Source organism: Mesorhizobium sp. M7A.F.Ca.AU.002.02.1.1 (genome assembly GCF_003998535.1).
Classification (GTDB): domain Bacteria; phylum Pseudomonadota; class Alphaproteobacteria; order Rhizobiales; family Rhizobiaceae; genus Mesorhizobium; species Mesorhizobium ciceri.
The window spans coordinates 1-19,981 of the sequence record NZ_RZPB01000007.1 but is presented as its reverse complement, the minus strand read 5'-3'; the positions used below and the strand labels follow the sequence as shown (position 1 = coordinate 19,981).

Genomic DNA, 19,981 nt, shown 5'->3' with positions numbered 1-19,981 from the left:
GCTCCGGTTCACGGAACCCATCGTTTTCGCTCGTCCTGACCTGAATCTCGACACGCCCTCGGCGCCTCAGAAAAATCAAATCTTCGCGTCGTGCGGCAGCGGCGCGGTGGCCTTCTCCAGCCAGGCCAGCGTTTCGCCGTCGAGCATCGGGCCGATCTCGGCCAGCACGCGCGCGTGGTACGAGTCCAGCCAATGCAGCTCGTCACGCGTCAGAAGGTCCGACTGCACCAGCCTGGTATCGATCGGCGCCAGCGTCAGCGTCTCGAAGCCGTGCATGGCGATGTCGCCGCCCTCGATCTCTTGCGCCGGCGTCACCAGGATCAGGTTCTCGATGCGGATGCCGTAGGAGCCTTCCTTGTAGTAGCCGGGCTCGTTGGACAGCATCATGCCTTCGAGCAGCTTTTCGGTGCCGGTGCGGGCGATACGCTGCGGGCCTTCATGCACGGCCAGATACGAGCCGACGCCATGGCCGGTGCCGTGGGCGAAGTCGCAGCCGTGCTTCCACAGCGCCATGCGCGCGACGGCATCGATCTCGGAGCCGCGCGTGCCGGCGGGAAAGCGCAAGGTGGAAATGCCGATCATGCCTTTCAGCACCAGGGTGAAGCGTTCGCGCATCTCCTGCGTCGGCTGGCCGATCGGCACGGTGCGGGTGATGTCGGTGGTGCCGTCCTGATACTGCGCGCCGGAATCGAGCAGGAACAGCTCGCCGGCCTGCAGCTTGCGGCTGGTGGCGCGCGACACGCGGTAATGCATGATGGCGCCGTTCGGGCCGGCGCCCGAAATGGTGTCGAAGGAGACGTCGCGCAGCGGCATCTGGGTTTCCTCGCCGGTCCGCCGGCGCTGTTCCTCCAGCCTGGTGACGACAGCGATCTCGTCGAGCGAGCCGGGTTTTTGCCGCTCCAGCCAGCACAGCAATTTCGCCACGGCCGCACCGTCACGCCGATGCGCGGCGCGCGAGCCGTTGATCTCGGCCTGGTTCTTGGTGGCGCGCGGGATTCGGGCAGGATCTGCTGCTGCAATGACGGCGCCGCCATTGTCCTCGACCAGCATGCGCAGCCGGTCAGCCGCCAGCACCGGGTCGAGCGCGATTTTCGCGCCACTCTTGGCAAGCGCTGTGATCGCGGCTTCGAATTCGCCGGGCTCATGCGGCTCGGCGAGCTGGGTGAGGTAGGCGGCGACCTGGCGCGAGAATTTGCGCTTATCCATGAAAAGCTGGTGCGACCCATCGGCGGCGAGGATGGCGAAGCCGAGCGCCAGCGGCGTGTGCGGCACGTCGCCGCCACGGATGTTGAAGGCCCAGGCGATGGAGGAGGGGTCGGTCAGCACCGCATGGGTGGCGCCGTCCTTGGCGATCGCCGCCGCTAGCCGCGCCAGCTTGTCCTTGGCGAGCTCGCCGGCAAAGCCGATCGGGTGGAGCTCGACGGGAGCCACCGGCGCGTCGGGCTGATCCTTCCAGATGATGTCGATCGGGTTTTTGTCGAGCGGCACCAGTACGGCGCCGTTCTTGTCGACTGAGGCCTGCAGCGCCTTGACCTCGCTGATCGTGTGCAGCCATGGATCGAAGCCGAGCCGTGCGCCCTTGCCAAGATTGTCTTTCAGCCAGACAGCCGGCGGATTGTCGACCAGGCTTTCGATCGAAAAGACGTCGAGATCGACCTCGCTGCGCACCTGCAGCGTGTAGCGCCCGTCAACAAAGACGAAGGCGCGGTCGCGCAGGACGATGGCGACGCCGGCCGAGCCGCTGAAGCCGGTCAGCCATTTCAGCCGCGCCGAACGATCGGCGACATATTCGCCCTGATGCTCGTCGGCACGCGGGACGATGAAGCCGTCCAGCCCGTTGGCTTCAAGCCATTGGCGCAGCAGCGCCACGCGCGGTTTGCCGACGGCCGGGTCGCCCGCGGAATCGAAGGTCTGGAACATGGTGGGCCTCCTGCATGTCCGCGCAACCGTAGCGTACGGTCGCGGAAATCGGAATCGATTTCCGGCTGCGCGCAACCTGCTACAGCATCGCCGGACTGACAACTGGGGGAATTTGGTCCAGGCTCGGTCGGTGCCGGTCTAATGCTTCAGGTGGATCGTCACCCAGCCCTCGCGGTGCAAGGTTCTGACATGGCGGAAATTCTGGCCGACATAGGCCGAGATGACCGCGTCCCGCTGGCGCTCGAGGATGCCCGACAGCACGATCGAACCGCCAAGTGCGATATGATGGGCCATTTGCGGCGCCAGCCGCATCAGCGGCCGCGCCAATATGTTGGCGACGATCAGATCGAAGGGTGCGCGCTTGCCGAAGATCGGATGGTGAAAGCCGGGCGCGGTTGCTGTTTCCACCAGTGCCTTGACGTGGTTGAGCCGCGCATTGGCGGCAGCCACCCGCACCGCCACCGGATCAATGTCGGTGGCCAGCACCGGAATGTGCGCCAGCTTGGCGACGGCGATCGCCAGTACCGCGCTGCCGGTGCCGAGGTCGAGCGCATTGCGCGGGTGTTCGCGCCGGACCACTCTTTCCAGCATTTCCAGGCAGCCGGCGGTGGTGCCGTGATGGCCGGTGCCGAAGGCGAGGCCGGCTTCGATTTCGATGGCGAGTTCGCCGCTGTGGCGTTTCCTGCGGTCATGTGCGCCGTGGACGAAGAAACGTCCGGCACGCACCGGCTTCAACTCTTCCAGCGAATGCGCCACCCAGTCGATGTCGGGCAGGGGCTCGCGCTCGATCGGCTTCGACAGGGAAAGGCCGGCAAGGATGTCCTTCAAGCGGGTCTCGACCGCATCGACGTCGCCATCGGCATAGAGCGACACTTCGTGGATGTCCTTGTCCTCGTCGACCTCCAGCACGGCGATCGGCAGCCCCTCTTCCTCGAAGGCCGCCTCAAGCGCCGCGAAAATGCTGACGGACTCGATCTTTCCGGTGGTGAAGTAAAGGCGCGTCTGGGTCATGAAATGGTAATCAGCCTTTCGCCGCCAGCCGCTTCAGCTTGGCGATGGCCGTATCGGCGCTTTCGCCGTAGGCGATTGTGCCGGCAAAATCGCCCTTGGCGTTGAGCAGCAGCACCGAGGCGGTATGATCCATCGTGTAGTCGCCGTCGCCGGTGTCGACCTTCTTCCAATAGATGCCGAACGACTTGGCCATGGCATGGACCTTGTCCGGAGCGCCCGTGATGCCGACGATACGGTCGGAGAAATTGCTGACATAGGCGTTCATCACCTCAGGCGTGTCGCGCTCCGGATCGACCGATACGAAATAGGCGTGCAGGTTCTTGCCGTCGTCGCCGAGCGTCTTCAGCCAGCCGGCCAGTTCGAACAGCGTGGTCGGGCAGACCTCGGGGCAATGGGTGAAGCCGAAGAAGACGACGCTGGGCTGGCCCCGGAAGGCGGCTTCGGTGATCGGCGCGCCTTTCTGGTCGACCAGAGTAAAGGCGGCCCCGAATGGCTCGCCGCCATAGTGGCCGCGATACCAGTCGAAGGTCAGCCAGCCGATGCCGGCCGCCATCAGGACGAGAATACCGACCAGGATAGAACGCATCATCAGAAAAGTCCGTCTGCAGAAATCGTCGCGCCGGCTCAATGCCGCGCCTGTGTGACAGTCTTAGCGGTTCGGCCCCGCACAGGCAAAGTGCCGCGTTGCCGCAACCGCTGCGGTGTCGACCTATCTGCTTGCAAAGCCGGGCCGCTCGCCCCACCTGTGACCGGCAACTCGAACCGCAGGAGGGTCCCTTGCAACGACTGATTGGGCACGGACTGATTGGGCGAAGACTGATCGGCGGTGCCTTGGCCGCGTGCGTTGTCCTAGGTGCCGGGGCCGCCGTGGCCGATGAAGTCGGCAAGGTCGGCGTCGACTGGCTCGGCAACGACATCATCGTCGAGGCGATCAAGGACCCCAAAGTGGAGGGCGTGACATGTCACGTCTCCTATTTCGATCGCGGCATCATCGATCGCCTGCACAAGGGCAACTGGTTCGAGGATCCGTCCGATTCCTCGATCTCCTGCCGCCAGACCGGCCCGATCACCATCGGCGACATCGACATGAGCGAGGGCGGCGAGGAAGTGTTCAAGCAAGGCATCAGCCTGATCTGGAAGAAGCAGGTGGTGAACCGCATCTACGACAAGGCCAACGAGACGCTGATCTATCTCTCGCATTCGCGCCAGGTGCAGAACGGCTCGGCCAAAATGTCGGTCACCACTGTGCCGCTCTACGGCCAGAACGTGGTGTGGAGCAAAGGCAAGCCGCAATAGGCGATTCAGTTCCTTCCCGGGCGCACGATTGGCCCCGCTTGCGGGACCAATCGCCTGGGCGAATCCTTGCCGGGAAACGATCTGACGGACGATTGGCCCCGCTTGCGGGACCAATCGCCTAGGCGTAAAGCCGCCGGCATGGACCGTTCCGAAGATCTCGTCCCGAAAGACCCCGAGCCACGCATCCATCCGACCGCGGAGTTGAAGGCGTGCAAGCTTGGGCGTTATGCCTCGATCGGCGAGCGGGTGGTGCTTCGCGAGGTCACCGTCGGCGACTTCTCCTATTTCGAACGCCATTCGGAAGCGATCTACACGACGATCGGCAAATTCTGCTCGATCGCCGCCAACAGCCGCATCAATGCGCTGGAGCATCCCATAGAGCGGCTGACCCAGCACAAGCTCAGCTACCGGCCGAACGAGTATTTTCGCTGGCTGGGCGTCGATGCCGCCTTCCGCGAACGGCGGCAGGCGAAAGCCGTGACCATCGGCCATGATGTCTGGATCGGCCACGGCGCGGTGATCATGCCCGGGGTCACCATCGGCAATGGCGCGGTGGTCGGCGCCAACGCAGTGGTGACGCGTGATGTGCCGCCCTACGCGATCGTCGCCGGCGTGCCGGCGAAGGCTCTCCGGCCACGCTTCGCTCCGGATATCGCGGCGCGGATCGAAGCTCTCGCCTGGTGGAACTGGCCGGTCGAAAAGCTCGCCAGAGCGGTTCCCGACATGCAGGCAATGCCGATCGAAGCATTCCTCGATCGTTGGGAAAACGACGCCGTCTGACCAGCTCAAGACGTCGACGGTAACCAATTTTCTTAACGTAAAATATTAAAGTTAAGAAATGGAAAACGGATTGTATCCGTGAAATTAAACACTCCAAGGTTGCAAGACTTTCGGCAAAATGCACTACTCGTTTCGGGGGTAAGTCGTAAGAAGTCGAAGAAAACACTACTAGCAACAATGGAGAGAAGTCATGAAGAAGTTCGCTTTTGTACTCACCGCTGCTATGGTTTCGTTCTCGACTGTCGGCGCCTATGCCGGCGGCTGGGGAGGTAGCTCGGGTAGCCTGATCAATGTGTCGCCGTCCATCGGTGTCGGCCAGGTGACCGCGCTCAATGGCATCCTGAGTGGCAACAACATCCTGAGCGGCAATGTCGTCCAGGGCATTCTGAACGGCAACAAGACCAACGTCCTTACCGGCGTTCTCAGCGGTATCGGCGTCAATGTCCTTGGCGGCAACAGCTACAAGCTGGGCGGCCGTCACTGAGCAGGAAAGTCACGGGCATCCTTATGTCACGTGTCGTGGGCAGGAGGGTCTTCAACACCCTCCTGCCTCCGCTTGTGGGCCTACCCAGTCAAGCGCGGGAATGAGCTAGATCTTCGCCCGCAGGCCCACAAATGCATCGACCGTGTGTTCGCGCTCGTCGATCACGGTCTTGAAGGTCTCGGAAACGTCGACGCGAACGACAATGGCCATCGATTTGGTCGCGTTGTACGTCGCTTCGGCATAGACGCCCTTGCGGCGCTCCTGGTTCTCGTAGAGCAAATTGTCCTTGAGCTCATAGAAGATGCCGGAAGCGATGCCGAGGTTTTCGCGCACCTTCATGCCCAGTTCCAGTTCCGCGCGCTGCAGCCACGAAGCCAGGGGGTCGTCGGTTTCGGACGTTTCGTAGCGGCCGAAATAGGTGCCGCGCAGCTCGAAGCCGTGCGGCAGAGGCTTGCCGAAGGTGACTTGCCAGGTCGGACGCCAGCGCTGGTAGATGTTATCGGCGCCACGCAGGAACTGCGCACCCAGCGCCACGCCGAGCGTCGAACCGTCGGTGGCCTTGTAGGCCGCCTCGGCGCGCAGCGTATAGGCGTTGAACGACAGGAACAGCGGCGGGTAACCGATTTCCTCGACGCTGGCGAAGAGCGCAGACGCGGACGCGCCGAAGGCAAGCTGGCCAACTGTCCGGGTGACCCGAGCCGCCAACTGGAAGAGATTGCGGTCGGCATGCAGCTTCGCCGGCAAGATGAGATCTTCCTGGAAATGCGTCGCGCCGAGCTTTTCGTAGCTGTCGGCGGCCTCGAGGATCAGCGATGTGGCGTTGCCGAGGTCGATGCCGAGTTGTGTCTGGGCGCCGAAGACCTGCTTGAACTCGCGCGTACCCAGCGTCAGCGGGCCGATATCCAGATTGTCGCCGGTGCTGGAGACGCGATAGCTCAGCGATCCCCTCAGTTCGAGGCCCGGGCCGAGCCGGCGGAAGGCCTCGGCCGACAGCGACAATCCGCGGTCGTCCTCGATCGACGTCTTGTCGTAATGCGTTACCTGGAAGTCCGCGCTGAATTTCGCGTTGGCGTCGTTGTCGCCCCATTGCTGCTGCAGCGAACCGCGCAACAGTGTGTACCAGTCCTTGACCGCATGGTCGCTGTCCAGCGCGTTGTTGGTCCAATGCCTTTCGAGACTGCCGGTGATTGTCGGATCGGTCGCTATTTCGGCAGCCGGTGCTGTTGATGGTTCTGCCCTGGCGGTCACGGCCGCGCAGGCCATCAGCAGGCCTAGGCCGGCGCTGCCAAGCAATCTGCGGGAAAGTGGAGCGACCGTCTGTCCTTCTGCCGGTCGGCGCTTTCGGGAAACCATGCTCCGCGCTCTCCGGACTGAAACCCCTTCCGCCATGCGGGGGTGGCGCAGCGGAAGGGGCTGGAGGTAAACCGCTGTGAAGCGGAAGGAACAGGCACTCTTGCCTGCGGGAGTACTGTGGCATTGAACCCATAAGGTGTGTTTTCCAGACTATTCTCCCTATGCGTGCAGGCAATTGTACCTGAGGTATTTGTTCGCATCGGGAACCTGAAGCGGTCGCTGATTGTTTCTCATCGCGCCGCAGCGTCGAGGATTTCGATAGATGGAAAAGCATTTCACCAAGGTTGCCAACTGGGTCGCCCGCATAGCCGGCCTGCCGCCGACATTCGCCGTCTGTTGCCTCATCATCATCGCCTGGGGGGTGAGCGGTCCGTTCTTCGGCTTTTCGGACACTTGGCAACTTGTCATCAACACGGGCACGACCATCATCACCTTCCTGATGGTCTTCCTGATCCAGAACACTCAGAACCGCGACGGCGCGGCGATCCAGGCCAAGCTCGACGAACTGATCCGGGTCGGCAAGGGCCACAACCACTTCATCGGCATCGAGCATCTGACCGAATCCGAAGTCGAGGAAATCCGCGCCAAATGCGAGCGTGCGGCAAAGCGGCATGACGAACAGATCGCCGACATCGCGGCGAAGAAGGCCGTGGCACAGAAGCGCGGGTCGAAAAAGCAAGCGGCCTGAAGATCAGCCTTTCATGAAGGCTGCGAAACTGCCTTTGTGGTCCGGATGCCAGCGCGACAAAGCGGGGCGGTTCTCGATGATGTCGCCGATCGCCCAGGCCATGCGCTTTTCATCCAGCGGCCGGGCCGCCTCATTGTCCGGGCACAGGATGTAGAAATCTCCCCTGGTCAGGGATTCCAGCATGAAATCCACAACCTGTTCGCCGGTCCAGGCGCCGGCCGGTTTTTCCGTCGCACCCTCGGTCAGACCGGTAAAGGTGAAGCCGGGGATCAGCAGATGGGCAGCGACATGGGCGCCGGGTTCGTTGCGCAACGCGTGCGCCAGGCCTTCCGTGAAGGTTTTCACTCCTGCCTTGGAGACATTGTAGGCAAGATTGCCGGGCGGCGTGGTGATGCCTTGCTTGGAGCCGGTGTTGACGATCAGACCCGGCCTGGCCGAGGCCAGCATGCGCGGCGCGAAGGCCTCCACGCCATGCACAACGCCCCAGAAATTGATGTCCAGCAGCCGTTTCCAGGCATCGCGGTTTTCCCACGGCTTTCCGGGGTTGTCGCCGACGCCGGCATTGTTCATCAGCAGCGACACGCCGCCGAAGGCGCCGAACGCTCTCTCGGCGAGGCGGTCCACCTCATCCGCCTTCGAAACGTCGGCGGCGACGGCAAGCACGGCATCGTCGCCGGCAATCGCGGAAACGGCGCGCGAGGCGTCGTCAAGCCGCGCGCCGCCAATGTCGGCCAGCACGATCTTCATGCCTAGCAATGCAAGCCGCTTGGCGGCCGCCAGACCGATGCCGCTGGCAGCGCCGGTGATCACGGCGGCATTGCCTGGAGCAAGCGCGGGCAGGGCGGTCTGGATCTCGGCGTCGGTGATCATGGGCGATGGATTCCTTGTTCGATGCGCCGAACTTAGCGCCGGAACGGGCCGGTGCAAGCCTCTGCTCGTCTTGTCGGGTTGACCAGTCCGGCCGAGGCTGCGCATGTTGCCCTTTGTCCCCGCAAAAGAGATTTAGGCCTGGGGACAAACGGAGGTTCCTGATTGACGGACTGGGTTGCAATTCTGAAGGAGCAGACCGCCATTGGCGACCAGATGGGCCGCGAGGTGCCGCAGATGCTGGCCAATCCCGACATCAGCGAAGCGCAGGTGAAGACACTCTTTTCCGCGCTGGAGAAACAAGCCGAGTTCGTCGAGAAACTGCGCATGGCGCTGGAAAAATTCGGCCATGATTTCTCGATCATCAAGGCCGCGGAACGGCTGGAGGAGCTCTATGCCGACCTCGCCGCATCGGTGGCGGAAAAACTGAAAGCGATGCGCAAGTAGGGCAATTTGGGAAAGCCGTGCAGCGCTCTACCTTGAAAATGTGTGAAGACAACTACTTTTCGATCACCCGCGCAAAGCGCCTATCCGGTACGAGCCATATCATCGCGACCAGCACATAGAGCGCGACGCCGATCCACTGGCTGACGAAGGTCAGCACGACGGCCACGATATAGACAGCCAGCGAGAGCTTCCCCTTGCGGTCATTACCCAGCGCCTTGGCAAAGGCGGTATCATTGCCGTGCAGGCGATGCAGCGCGGCGGCGAGTATGGTGTAGGCGATGGCGCATAGCGCGAGGTCGGTGCCATAGACTGCTACCGGCACCGGCGCAAAGTGGTTCTCGCCCATGAAGGCTGTGGTCACCGGCATCAGCGACAGCCAGAACAGCAGATTGAGGTTCGCCCACAGCACGCGCCCGTCGACCCGCTGAACGGTGTGGAACATGTTGTGCAGATTGTTCCAGTAGATGCCGACATTGATGAAGGACAGCACGTAGCAGAAGAAGATCGGCCACAACGGCACCAAGGCGGAGAAATCCTCGCCATGCGGCACTTTCAACTCAAGCACCATGATGGTGATGATGATAGCCACGACGCCATCGGTGAATGCCTCGACCCTGCCTTTGCCCATGGATCCCACCTTTGCCCGCGATGAATTGTCGAAAGAGAGTAACGCTAGCGGATGTTGAGGAGCCAATAAATGGCAACCGCGAAATTCCTCAACCATGTCCAAGGAAAATCCGGCATCAGTCCCGCTGGCCAGGACGGTTACGGCCGCCCACCTGTTGACTTTTCTTGGCTTGGCCGCTCCTCTTGCAGGGCAGTCTTGGCCGAAGCAGATGAACGGCCGGGATTCGAATGGAGGGGACTGATGAGATTTCGTTTTCTGCTTGTGGCCGCGACCATCCTGGCCGCGGTGTTCGGGACGTCCGCCGCGGCCTTCGCCTACAGCGCTCACACCTCGACCAACCTCAACGTCCGCAGCGGGCCGGGAGCGGGATACGCCAAAGTGGGAACGCTGCCCGCCGGCTTCAGGGTCAATGTCACCGGCTGCCAGCCGGGCTGGTGTAGAATCCATGGCGGCGGCGTGAGCGGCTGGGCCAGCGCCGGTTATCTTGAACGCTCCCAGATCGTTCGCCCGCCAATCATCATCGTGCGTCCGCCGCATCGGCCGCCACACTGGCACAAGCCGCACCGTCCTCCGCACCATCGGCCGCCGCACAGGCCGCGTCCCGGCAAGTGCAAGATCGCGCCCGGCTTTGCTTGCAGGTAACGCCGACCGGTTGAACGATAGATGACGGATCGGAGCCGCTGGCCCCGATCCGAGCCTGTTCAGCCGGCGGACATCCCGCTCAAGCAATGTCCACCGTGCTGTCAGGAGCCTGCCTGTCGGTTGGAACGTCGTGGATGAAACCGCGTTAGATCCTCGATCCCCGAAATTGGTGACGAGGTTGGCCATGGCCATTCGCGATTTTGCGCATACGCACGAAGGGGCAGGTGGCGATGCTCTCGCAATCCCCACCGTCGCCGCGATGATTGCGGTGCTGTTTGCCGGCAGCACGGTGCTGACGCCGCTCTACATCGTCTACAAGCAGCAATTCGGCTTTTCACAAATCACCCTGACGCTGATCTACGCCGTGTATGTCGTCGGCAATCTGGCGGCACTTCTGATGTTGGGCAGCGTCTCCGATATTGTCGGACGCCGGCCCGCGAGCCTGGCGGCCATGCTCGTCGCCATCGTCAGTGCGCTTGTCTTCCTGTTTGCCGTAAACGTCGTCTCGCTCGACGTCGCCCGCATCCTGAGCGGGCTTGGCATCGGCGTCGGCGCGGGGACCGGAACCGCGTGGATTGCCGAGCTTCTTCCCGGCGCGGACAAGTCGCGCGCCAGTGTGATTGCCACCAGCACCAATTTCCTCGGCCTCGGCCTCGGCGCACTGATTTCGGGATTTCTGGCTGAATACGAGCCATGGCCGTTGCGGCTGATCTTCATCGTCTATCTGGCAGCACTTGTGGTGGTGACGATCCTGGTCTGGCGCACTCGCGAAACGGTGTCGAAGCCGGGCGGCCTCGGGGGGATCTCCTGGCGGCCGCGACTTTCCGTCCCGGAGGAAATCCGTGCGCGCTTCGTCGCGCCGGCGGTGACCGGCTTCGGCGCGATGGCGCTGGTCGGGTTCTACGCCGCGTTGGCGCCGAGCATCCTGGCGCAGCAGCTGCATGAGACCAACCATGCCGTCGCCGGCGCGCTGTTCTTCGAGCTGGCGATCGTCACCGCGATCAGCATTGTCGTTCTGATGCACATGAAGAGCAATAAGGCGATGCTGGCTGCGCTGGCATTGATGATCCCAAGCGTCTTGTTGGTGGTGGCGGCGCAGATATTGGCCTCGATGGCACTGATGGTTGCTGCGACGGCCTGTTGCGGCGTTGCGGCGGCGCTTGGTTACCGTGGCGGCCTGCAAGTGGTGAACGAGATCGCGCCCAAGGATCGTCGCGCCGAAGTGGTGTCCAGCTTCTTCATCTGCTGCTTTGTCGGCAACGCCTTGCCCGTCATCGGCATCGGCATCGTTTCGACCTATGCCAGTCCCGTCGCTGCCAGCCTGGCGTTCGCCGGCATGATCGTGGTGTTTGCGTTGGTGGCGCTGGCTTTTGGGCTGAAACAACAACGGCGTTGAGGGCCTGGAGCGGTCCAGCGGAACCGGGTTGGCTTCAGCCGTTCGGTGTTTCAGGCGAAAGATGCGCGCGTCCGCGCGGCACGCCAAGACCGGTGTCCGGCGGCTCGCCGGCGGCCGGCCTGTCCTCGATCATGTGCGTGGTGCGCCAGCGGCCGAAACGATAGTAGGCCGCCGCCAGTACAAGCGAGCTGATCGAACCCGCCGGGAAGCTCCACCACAACGCTTCCTCGCCGATCACGCCACGCATGAAATAGGCAAAGCCGGTGCGCACGACCAGCACCGAAATGACCAGGATGATCAGCGGCGGCATCACGGCACCCGTGGCTCGTACGGTGGCAAACAGCACGATGGTTATGCCGAACAGGATGAACGACCACGAGGCGACATTGTTGATGTGGACGGCGATGTCGATCGCCGCGCTGTCGCGGCTCAGGAACAGGCTCAGCACCGAACGGTCGAAAACCGACAGCACGGCAACCAGTGCGCCGGTCAGGACGAGGTTGAAGCCGACGCCTGAGGCGGCGATGCGGCCGATCCGGTCCCAGCGCCCGGCGCCGACATTCTGTGCCGCCATCGAGGACACCGCGGCGCCGATGGCGAGCGCCGGCATCTGGATGTAGGTCCACAGCTGGGCGGCGATGCCGTAGGCGGCGGCGACCTGTGAGCCGTAGGAATTGACGATGCCCATCACCGTCAGTGCCGCCGCCGAAATGACGATCATCTGCAGGCCCATCGGCACGCCCTTGAAGACGACGATGCGCAGCAAGGTGGGATCGGGCCGCAGCAGAGCGAGGTTGGCGCCGGCCAGCCGCAGCGGATGCTTGCGCACATAGAGCACGATCAGGATGGCGATCACGCTAACCGTCTGGCCGATCAGCGTGGACGTGGCGGAGCCCGCGATGCCGAGTTCGGGAAACGGTCCGATGCCGGCGATGAGCAATGGGTTGAGCACGATGTCGAGGACGACGGCCAGCGCCATGAAGAAGAAGGGGGTGCGTGAATCGCCGGCACCGCGCAGCACGGTCATGACGAAGGACAGAAGGTTCATCATCGGCACGGCGACGAAGATGATGCGCAGATAGGAGCGCGCCAGCGGCAAGGCGTCGGCCGGTGTGCCGAGCGTGTTGAGAATGGCGTCAACCCAGATCCAGCCGCAGACCGCGAAGACAACCGAGACGAGGAAGAAGAACGTCGCGCTGGTGCCGACAATGCGGCGCGCCTCGGGCAGGTCGCGGGCACCGACCGACTGGGCCACCAGGATGGTGGCCGCCATGCCGATGCCGAACACAGTGCCGAGGATCAGGAACAGGACGAGGTTGGCATTAGAGGTGGCGGTCAGCGCCGATTCGCCGAGAAAACGGCCGACCCAGACGGCGTTGATCGAGCCGTTGAGCGACTGCAGCACGTTGGAGCCGAGCACCGGCAGGGCGAACAGCAGAAGCGTGCGCGGGATCGGGCCGCTGGTCAGGTCGCCGGTGCGCCGGCGCGCGGGCATTTTTTCGTCCATGGCGGGCAACTCGGCGGATGGTGATTTGGATCCAGTCCACGATGATATCGCAGGCGGGACCGAGATGCACCCTTGCGAACGCGCGGCTGAAAGGCCGCTGCCCCGTTCATGCCTGCCGCGAGCCCAGCGGACGCGCCAAGCGCGCCCGCCCGTGCAGTGGCCGTTACTTCCCGGCGAGACCCGGCAGCGTGACCTGATAGACCAGGAACATGGTGTCGACATCGGCGCCGTCTTCCGCCTTGTAGGGTGCGCCGACCTGAAAACCGTCCTGGGCGAGGAAGTCGTTGTCGTTGGCGACGAACAGGAAGTAGTCGTCGGGCAGCTTCGGATCGAGAACGCTGACCACCGACATCGCCTCCCACTTCTCCGACAGGTTGTTCTTGTCGTTCGGCGCGCCATTGTGCAGGCCGAAGCGGCCGAGTTCGCCCTTGTCGTTGATGTCGATGAACGGCGTCAGCTTGGCCGGCATCACCGACGGGTCGAGCACGCCCTTGGGCGCCAGCGGCTTGTCGGCGGCATCGAAGGCGCCGCCGGCGATGTCGGTCGCGGCCGAGACGTCGACGACGAAGATCTGGCGCACCAGCGAGGTGTCGCCCTTCAGCCCCTGGCCGTTGCCGCTGTCGCGCGCCAGCATCAGGAAGGTCTTGTCGGAGAGCGCCACGATCTCGCTCTGCGCGGCGATCTTGGTCTTGCCCTTGGCATCCTTGAACACCGGCAACGGCACGACATACTCATGCGCCAGTTTGAGGTGGGCGAGGTCGGACGCGTCATAGACCAGCGCACGCGTGTTCTGGCGCGTCGCGGGCGAATCGCCGCCATCCTGCCGGGGCGCCGATTGCAGCACCGCGATCAGGAACTTGCCGTCCGGCGTCATCGCCATTCCCTCCAGGCCCTGGTTGTTCTGGCGGCCGGTCTCGGGGTCCTTCGGATCGGGCTCGGCGGCACCGGGTCCCGGATTGTCCGAGGCGAAGTTCGGCGTGCCGTGGCGCATCGGCACGAAGGCGGCCGGTGGCTGGGTTGCCGACAGCAGATGCCCGTCGGCGGAAAACCGATAGATGTTCGGGCCGTATTCGTCGGAGATGAACATCGAACCATCGGGCAGCCGCACGATCGCCTCGTTGTCGAGCGCCAGCTTGCCATTGTCGGCTTGCGGCAGGATCGGCATGTCGCCGCTTGCCGCGCGCACGCCGTTGAGTGGGTCGAGGCCTGTGGCATCAGCCCCCTTGTCGTCGGTGAGAAGCATGGTGTCGGCGAGCGTTGCCTTGACGCCCGTCTGCTCCTGGCCGGCAGCAGGTGCCGCGCCCGGTGCGACCGGAGCAAATTCGATGGCGATCGTGTTGAGGCGCGGCCGGTAGTTGGTGGTGCCGACGACATTGTAGCCACGGTCCGGCAACAGCCAGAGCGAACCCCTGTAGCCGGCGGTGTCATGCGTCCAGCCTGATGCGTCGATCGCCATGCCGGAACCCGAGCCGAAGGTCTCGCCGAACTTGTCGCGCTGAGCGGCCGGGATGCGGCCGACGCCGACCAGCCCCTTGTTGACGAGGCCGCCGACGGTCGCGGTGCTGTCGGCGAGCGCCGGCGCCAAGGCGGTGAACAAGGCCAGCGCGACGCCAAGCGACGCGGGTCGATACAGGTGCTTCATGGATAATCCTCTTTGTGACGGATGTGCCGGAGCGGCCGGGGGACGAAAAACTGAAAGAGGTACGACATCGATGATGTTGCGCAAGCCTCCCCGAAACGCGGTCTACGGCGCGAACATGATGCTTGCGTGACAGCGCGCAGTGCATGCCGGCGGTCGACGAAAAACGATGCGCGCGCGCCGGCACTGGACACTTATGTCCAGTGGATATATACTCCAGTCTTCGGACCAACCGTGGAGGGGAAGCCTTGAAGTCGCACTACCGCGCAGTCGTCATCGGAGGTGGCGTGGTCGGAGCCTCGGTGCTCTATCACCTGACGCGGTTCGGCTGGAGCGATGTGGCGCTGATCGAGCGCGCAGAACTGACGGCCGGTTCGACCTGGCACGCGGCGGCAGGCTTCCATGCGCTCAACGCCGATCCCAACGTGGCGGCGCTGCAGGACTACACCATCAATCTCTACCGGGAGATCGAGGCCGAATCCGGCTGGGATATCGGCCTGCACATGACGGGCGGCGTCAACATCGCCAGCGATCCCGCGCGCTGGGAGTGGCTGAAATCAGCCTGGGCCGTGTTCCAGTCGGTCGGCATCGAGACCGCGCGCCTGGTCACGCCCGACGAGATCAAGGCGATCTGCCCGATCGTCGACGTCAACGGTGTTCTTGGCGGCCTGCATGATTCCAACGAAGGCCATCTCGACCCGTACGGTACCACGCATGCCTATGCGGGTGCTGCGAAGAAGCGCGGCGCCGACATCATCTTGCGCAACCGGGTCGTCGAGCTGAAAGCACGTGCCGACGGGCGCTGGGACGTCATCACCGAGCAGGGCACCATCATCGCCGAGCATGTCGTCAATGCCGGCGGGCTGTGGGCGAAGCAGCTCGGCCGCATGGCCGGCGTCGACCTGCCGGTGACGCCGATGGAGCACCACTATTTCATCACCGATGACATTCCGGAGATCGCAGCACTTGACAGGGAAATCGGCATCGCCGTCGATCTCGACGGCTTTTCATACCTGCGGCAGGAGCGCAAGGGTGTGCTGCTTGGCGTCTATGAGCAGAACCCAAAGCACTGGAACATGGACGGAGCGCCGTGGGATTACGGCATAGAGCTGATCCCGGAAGACATCGACCGCATCAGCCCGGAACTCGCCAAGGCGCATGAGCGCTTCCCTTGCCTGGCGACGGCCGGTATCCGCAAATGGGTCAACGGCGCCTTCACCTTCACGCCGGACGGCAATCCGATTGTCGGGCCGGTGCGCGGCCTGAAGAACTACTGGGTCGCCTGCGGCGTCATGGCCGGTTTCAGCCAGGGCGGCGGCGTCGGCAAGTCGCTGGCCGAATGGATGATTTTCGGCGAACCGCAGGCCGACATCTTCGGCATGGATATCGCTCGCTACGGTGCCTTCGCCGCCAACCGCGAATATCTCAGGCAGACGACGCGCCAGTTCTATTCGCGCCGGTTCGTCATGACCTTTCCCAATGAACGGCTGCCCGCCGGCCGGCCGCTGAAACGCCCCGGCGCCTATGACGGCATGAGCGCGGCGGGATGCGAATGGACGGCTTCCTGGGGGCTGGAAATCCCGGCCTATTTCGCGCCGATGGGATTTGCCGAGAGCACGACGCTGCGGCGCTCCAACGCCTTCGACATCGTCGGCGAGGAGGCGCTGCAGGTGCGGCGCGCCGCCGGCCTCGTCGATATCTCGGCCTATGCGCGCTATGCGGTGTCGGGGCTGGGTGCGGAGGCGTGGCTCGACCGGCTGCTCGCCTGCCGATTGCCGAAGGCGGGGCGGGCCGGCCTGGCGCCGATGCTCGGCCATGACGGACGGCTGAAGGGCGACCTCACCGTCTTCAACTGGGGCGGCGGCTCTTATTGGCTGATGGGCTCCTACTATCTCCGGGAATTCCATATGCGCTGGTTCGAGAGCCATGCGGCGGAGGGCGTCACCATCGCCGACCTCTCCGACACGATGAGCGGCTTCCTGCTCACGGGGCCGAATGCGCGGGAGATTCTGGAGCGCACGACGCATCAGGATGTTTCCGGCGCAGCATTGCCGTTCATGGCCTGTGGCGCATTCGACATCGGTATGGTGCAGGCACGTGTGGCGCGGCTGTCGATCGCGGGCGAACTCGGCTTCGAAATCAGTTGCCCCGTGACCATGCACGCCACGTTGCGCGACACGCTGCTGGCTGCGGGCGAGGATCTGGGCCTTGCTGAAATCGGCTACTATGCGCTCAATGCGCTGCGGCTGGAGAAGAGCTTTGGCATCTGGTCGCGTGAATTCACGCAAGGCTATACGCCGGGCCAGACCGGTCTCGACCGCTTCATCGCTTTCGGCAAGAGCGACTTCATCGGCCGCGAAGCAGCGTTGAAACAGCGGGAGGCCGGCAGCGGCCAATGCCTGGTGACGCTGGAAATCGATGCGCTCGACGCCGATGCCAGCGGTTTTGAGCCTGTCTGGCATCAGGGCCGACGCGTCGGCTTCGTCACCTCGGGCGGCTATGGCTATACGGTCGGCAAGAGCCTGGCGCTGGCTCTGGTCGACCGCGATTTCGCGGGCGAGGGCACCGCGCTCTCCGTGCATGTCGTGGGTGAGGAACGGCCGGCGCGTGTCGTCGCGGCCTCGCCCTACGATCCCCTGGGCAAGGCAATGCGGCAATGAGGAGGATTTCCGATGGTCGATGACGCGGCACGGGACGGCAGGCGCGAGCGCCGGCGTGGACGCACGGGCGAGGCCGGTAGCGAAAGCAGCCGCCGTCCCAATTACCATTCGCTGAAGAACCCGTTCCTGCCGCAGCCGATCTTTTCGGACGACCAGGCGGCTTCGATCCACGACACGGCGCTGCGGGTGCTGGAAGAGCTCGGCATCAAGGTGCTGCTGCCGCAAGCGCGTGAGCATTTTGCCAATGCCGGCGCCCTGGTCGATCCAGACACCGACATGGTGCGCATCGGCCGTGACATGGTGACGGCGGCACTCGCCTCGGCGCCGAAGTCGATCCACGCTTACGCCGGTTCGCGCGCCCGCGATCTGACGCTGGAGCTCGGCTCGATGACCTTCCTGGCCGGGTGCGGGGCGCCGAACGTCACCGATCTCGAGCGCGGCCGGCGGCCGGGAACACTGGCGGATTTCGAGGATCTGATGCGGCTGGTGCAGCATTTCGATGTGCTGCATATGCTGGGGCCCTGCATCGAACCGCAGGATGTCGACAACCGCTTTCGGCACTATGCCGTCAACCGCGCGCAGTTGACGCTGTCGGACAAGCTCCCGTTCGTCTTCGCGCGCGGAACGCCGCAAGTCGAGGACGGGTTCGAGATGCTGCGGCTGGCGCGCGGCTTGTCGGAAGAGGAGTTTCTGGCAAGCGCGCATTGCTACACCGTCATCAACACCAACTCGCCGCGTCAGCTCGACATTCCGATGGCGCAAGGCATCATCGATTTCGCTCGCGCGGGGCAGGTCTCCGTCATCACGCCGTTCTGCCTGGCGGGCGCCATGGCGCCGATAACGGTCGCCGGCGCGCTGACGCTGCAGCATGCCGAAGCGCTGGCCGGGCTGACGCTGGCGCAGATCGTGAGGCCGGGTGCGCCGGTCGTCTACGGCTCGTTCTCCTCCAATGTCGACATGAAATCCGGCGCGCCCGCCTTCGGCACGCCCGAGCACGTCAAGGCGACGCTGGGCGCCGGCCAACTGGCGCGCTTCACCGGGCTGCCTTGGCGGTCCGGCGGCGGCAGTGCGGCCAACATCTCCGACGCACAGGCCGCGCACGAGACGCAGTTCGCGCTGTGGGGCTCGGTGCTGGCCGGGGCGACGATGTGCATCCATGCTGCCGGCTGGCTGGAGGGCGGCCTCAGTGTCTCCTTCGAGAAACTGATCACCGACATCGAGGCGCTGCAGACGGTGGCTGAACTTTGTGCTGCGACGCCCGGCGACACCGACACGATTGGTTTCGAAGCTATCGCCGAGGTGCAGCCGGGCGGGCATTTCTTCTCGGCCGGCCACACCATGGCGCGCTATCGCACCGCCTTCTATGAACCGCTGGTGGCCGACTGGTCGAATTTCGGCAACTGGACGCAAAGCGGCTCGAAGACGGCGAGCGAGCGCGCCACCGGCGTCTGGAGGCGGGTGCTTGCCGATTTCGCGCCGCCGACCTCGGCCGTCGCCACATCAGGCGTGCTGGACGAGTTCATCGCGCGGCGCACGGCAGAGGGCGGAGCAGCGCCGGTGTCTTGAGGCTGGCTCCCGCTGATCGCCCTGGTTGTGGCGTGATCCGGAACCTATAGCGCCTCCCGCGCATTCAAGGCTGCGGCCGGTGCACTGCGCACCGGTGTGCTGTTTGAGGGGAGGACGACATGGGTTTCGACCAGTATCACGAACCGCCTGAAGAACTGTCGCAGGAGGTGCGGACCTTTGCCCGCATGATCACCTCGCTGATCGAGGAGGCGGAAGCGATCAGCTGGTACGAACAGCGCATGTCGGTGGAGAAGGACCCGCAGGCGCGCGCCATCATGAAGAACGCGCAGGGCGAGGAGTTCAAGCATTTCGGCATGGATCTCGAATTCCTGCTGCGCCAGAAGAAGGACTGGCGCGCGGAACTGAAGGAAATCCTGTTCACCACGGGCGACATCGTCAAGGCCGGGGAGCGGGGCGAGAAGAAGGTGGACTAGGGTATGTCGATATTCAGGTGAGGCCGGCCTGCAAACGACGGCTTTCTGCGCTTCCGGTGCTCACGGACCCGAATGTCCGCTCCGCTCCGGTTCTCAAAAGCCATCATTTTCGGCTCGGCCTGACCTGAATCTCAACACACCCTGGCTCAGCGTTTGACAAATTCGCCAGGTCCTGCTGCTGCGATTAATCGCTGTCGCGCGCGACCAGTTCCAGCGGCCAGACCTCGCGGATGATCCGCGGACCCTCCGGGCCGGCGAAGGCGGGAAGCGACGCCAGCAGCATTTCCGCGAGCCGTTGTCCCATCGGCTCCAGCGCCGGGCGGAAGGCGGTCAGGGCTGGCGAGAAATAGCGGCAGAGCGGCGTGTCGACGATGACGGTCACTGCCATGTCGTGACCCGGCCTGATACCCATCTCTGCCAGCGCCTTGCAGCCGCCCAGCGCCATCGCGTCATTGTTGAAGATGATGGCGGTCGGCGGAGCCTTGGAGCGCATCACCTGCGGCGTCACCCCGTAGCCGCCGGCCTCGTTGATGAAGCCGGACGCGATCAGCTCGGGGTCTACCTCGATGCCGTGCCGCCGCAAGGCCTTGCGATAGCCGACCAAAAACAGATAGCCGAAATTAAGGTCGAGCGACGGGCGGACGGCGGCGATGCGGCGGGGGG

19 protein-coding genes are annotated in these 19,981 nt (G+C 64.0%); 10 read left to right on the top strand and 9 right to left on the bottom strand.

Annotated elements, in window-relative coordinates:
- Positions 1–75: 75 nt before the first annotated feature.
- The 3 genes from EN879_RS01280 to EN879_RS01270 all read right to left on the bottom strand — a co-directional run bounded on the left by EN879_RS01280 (position 76) and on the right by EN879_RS01270 (position 3,520).
- The gene (locus EN879_RS01280; protein WP_063168300.1) at positions 76–1,920 is read right to left on the bottom strand and encodes an aminopeptidase P family protein; all 1,845 of its coding nucleotides are present in this window, start codon (positions 1,918–1,920) and stop codon (positions 76–78) included.
- A 138-nt stretch (positions 1,921–2,058) separates the two neighbouring features.
- A complete protein-coding gene (locus tag EN879_RS01275) occupies positions 2,059–2,931 on the bottom strand; it encodes a 50S ribosomal protein L11 methyltransferase (protein ID WP_013530972.1) in 873 nt (290 codons plus the stop codon).
- 10 nt (positions 2,932–2,941) lie between these two features.
- Positions 2,942–3,520: an SCO family protein gene (locus tag EN879_RS01270; protein ID WP_013530973.1), complete on the bottom strand. Its 579-nt coding sequence runs from the start codon at positions 3,518–3,520 to the stop codon at positions 2,942–2,944.
- A gap of 188 nt (positions 3,521–3,708) precedes the next feature.
- On the opposite strand from EN879_RS01270, the gene EN879_RS01265 reads away from it, so the two are divergent.
- The 3 genes from EN879_RS01265 to EN879_RS01255 all read left to right on the top strand — a co-directional run bounded on the left by EN879_RS01265 (position 3,709) and on the right by EN879_RS01255 (position 5,491).
- Positions 3,709–4,227: a CreA family protein gene (locus EN879_RS01265; RefSeq protein WP_024501452.1), complete on the top strand. Its 519-nt coding sequence runs from the start codon at positions 3,709–3,711 to the stop codon at positions 4,225–4,227.
- Positions 4,228–4,365: 138 nt separating this feature from the next.
- A complete protein-coding gene (locus tag EN879_RS01260) occupies positions 4,366–5,007 on the top strand; it encodes a DapH/DapD/GlmU-related protein (RefSeq protein ID WP_063168299.1) in 642 nt (213 codons plus the stop codon).
- A 190-nt stretch (positions 5,008–5,197) separates the two neighbouring features.
- Positions 5,198–5,491 (top strand): hypothetical protein, encoded by a 294-nt coding sequence (locus EN879_RS01255; protein ID WP_013530976.1) that lies wholly within the window; start codon positions 5,198–5,200, stop codon positions 5,489–5,491.
- Between the two features lie 105 nt (positions 5,492–5,596).
- Here EN879_RS01255 and EN879_RS01250 read toward each other — a convergent pair whose 3' ends face one another.
- Positions 5,597–6,844 carry a hypothetical protein gene (locus EN879_RS01250; protein ID WP_013530977.1) on the bottom strand — a complete coding sequence of 416 codons (1,248 nt, stop codon included), beginning with the start codon at positions 6,842–6,844 and terminating at the stop codon, positions 5,597–5,599.
- A gap of 262 nt (positions 6,845–7,106) precedes the next feature.
- Here EN879_RS01250 and EN879_RS01245 point away from each other — a divergent pair, with 262 nt between their 5' ends.
- Positions 7,107–7,532, top strand: a complete 426-nt coding sequence (locus EN879_RS01245) for a low affinity iron permease family protein (protein WP_013530978.1) — start codon at positions 7,107–7,109, stop codon at positions 7,530–7,532.
- 3 nt (positions 7,533–7,535) lie between these two features.
- Here the strand turns inward: EN879_RS01245 and EN879_RS01240 are convergent, their stop codons facing one another.
- Positions 7,536–8,402, bottom strand: coding sequence for an SDR family NAD(P)-dependent oxidoreductase (locus EN879_RS01240; protein WP_013530979.1), 867 nt, complete (start codon positions 8,400–8,402; stop codon positions 7,536–7,538).
- A 162-nt stretch (positions 8,403–8,564) separates the two neighbouring features.
- On the opposite strand from EN879_RS01240, the gene EN879_RS01235 reads away from it, so the two are divergent.
- Positions 8,565–8,846 carry a hypothetical protein gene (locus EN879_RS01235; RefSeq protein WP_027160626.1) on the top strand — a complete coding sequence of 94 codons (282 nt, stop codon included), beginning with the start codon at positions 8,565–8,567 and terminating at the stop codon, positions 8,844–8,846.
- 52 nt (positions 8,847–8,898) lie between these two features.
- Here the strand turns inward: EN879_RS01235 and EN879_RS01230 are convergent, their stop codons facing one another.
- Positions 8,899–9,474 carry a TMEM175 family protein gene (locus tag EN879_RS01230; RefSeq protein WP_013530981.1) on the bottom strand — a complete coding sequence of 192 codons (576 nt, stop codon included), beginning with the start codon at positions 9,472–9,474 and terminating at the stop codon, positions 8,899–8,901.
- Positions 9,475–9,714: 240 nt separating this feature from the next.
- Between EN879_RS01230 and EN879_RS01225 the strand changes: the two genes are divergently transcribed.
- Both EN879_RS01225 and EN879_RS01220 read left to right on the top strand, forming a co-directional pair.
- Complete coding sequence (locus tag EN879_RS01225; protein ID WP_063168298.1) at positions 9,715–10,116, top strand: SH3 domain-containing protein; 402 nt, start codon at positions 9,715–9,717, stop codon at positions 10,114–10,116.
- 184 nt (positions 10,117–10,300) lie between these two features.
- Complete coding sequence (locus EN879_RS01220) at positions 10,301–11,512, top strand: MFS transporter (RefSeq protein WP_063168297.1); 1,212 nt, start codon at positions 10,301–10,303, stop codon at positions 11,510–11,512.
- A 34-nt stretch (positions 11,513–11,546) separates the two neighbouring features.
- Here the strand turns inward: EN879_RS01220 and EN879_RS01215 are convergent, their stop codons facing one another.
- Entirely contained in the window at positions 11,547–13,007 is a 1,461-nt protein-coding gene (locus tag EN879_RS01215; protein WP_244506837.1) for an MATE family efflux transporter, read from the bottom strand.
- A gap of 175 nt (positions 13,008–13,182) precedes the next feature.
- The gene (locus EN879_RS01210) at positions 13,183–14,661 is read right to left on the bottom strand and encodes an esterase-like activity of phytase family protein (protein ID WP_063168295.1); all 1,479 of its coding nucleotides are present in this window, start codon (positions 14,659–14,661) and stop codon (positions 13,183–13,185) included.
- A 245-nt stretch (positions 14,662–14,906) separates the two neighbouring features.
- Between EN879_RS01210 and EN879_RS01205 the strand changes: the two genes are divergently transcribed.
- From EN879_RS01205 to EN879_RS01195, 3 genes are all read left to right on the top strand, one after another.
- Positions 14,907–17,318, top strand: coding sequence for an FAD-dependent oxidoreductase (locus tag EN879_RS01205; RefSeq protein WP_063168294.1), 2,412 nt, complete (start codon positions 14,907–14,909; stop codon positions 17,316–17,318).
- Positions 17,319–17,330: 12 nt separating this feature from the next.
- Complete coding sequence (locus EN879_RS01200; RefSeq protein ID WP_063168293.1) at positions 17,331–18,884, top strand: trimethylamine methyltransferase family protein; 1,554 nt, start codon at positions 17,331–17,333, stop codon at positions 18,882–18,884.
- Between the two features lie 119 nt (positions 18,885–19,003).
- Positions 19,004–19,318 carry a hypothetical protein gene (locus EN879_RS01195; protein WP_013530988.1) on the top strand — a complete coding sequence of 105 codons (315 nt, stop codon included), beginning with the start codon at positions 19,004–19,006 and terminating at the stop codon, positions 19,316–19,318.
- 184 nt (positions 19,319–19,502) lie between these two features.
- Here the strand turns inward: EN879_RS01195 and EN879_RS01190 are convergent.
- On the bottom strand, positions 19,503–19,981 hold a 479-nt coding region (locus tag EN879_RS01190), incomplete at its 5' end, for a substrate-binding domain-containing protein (protein WP_164774294.1).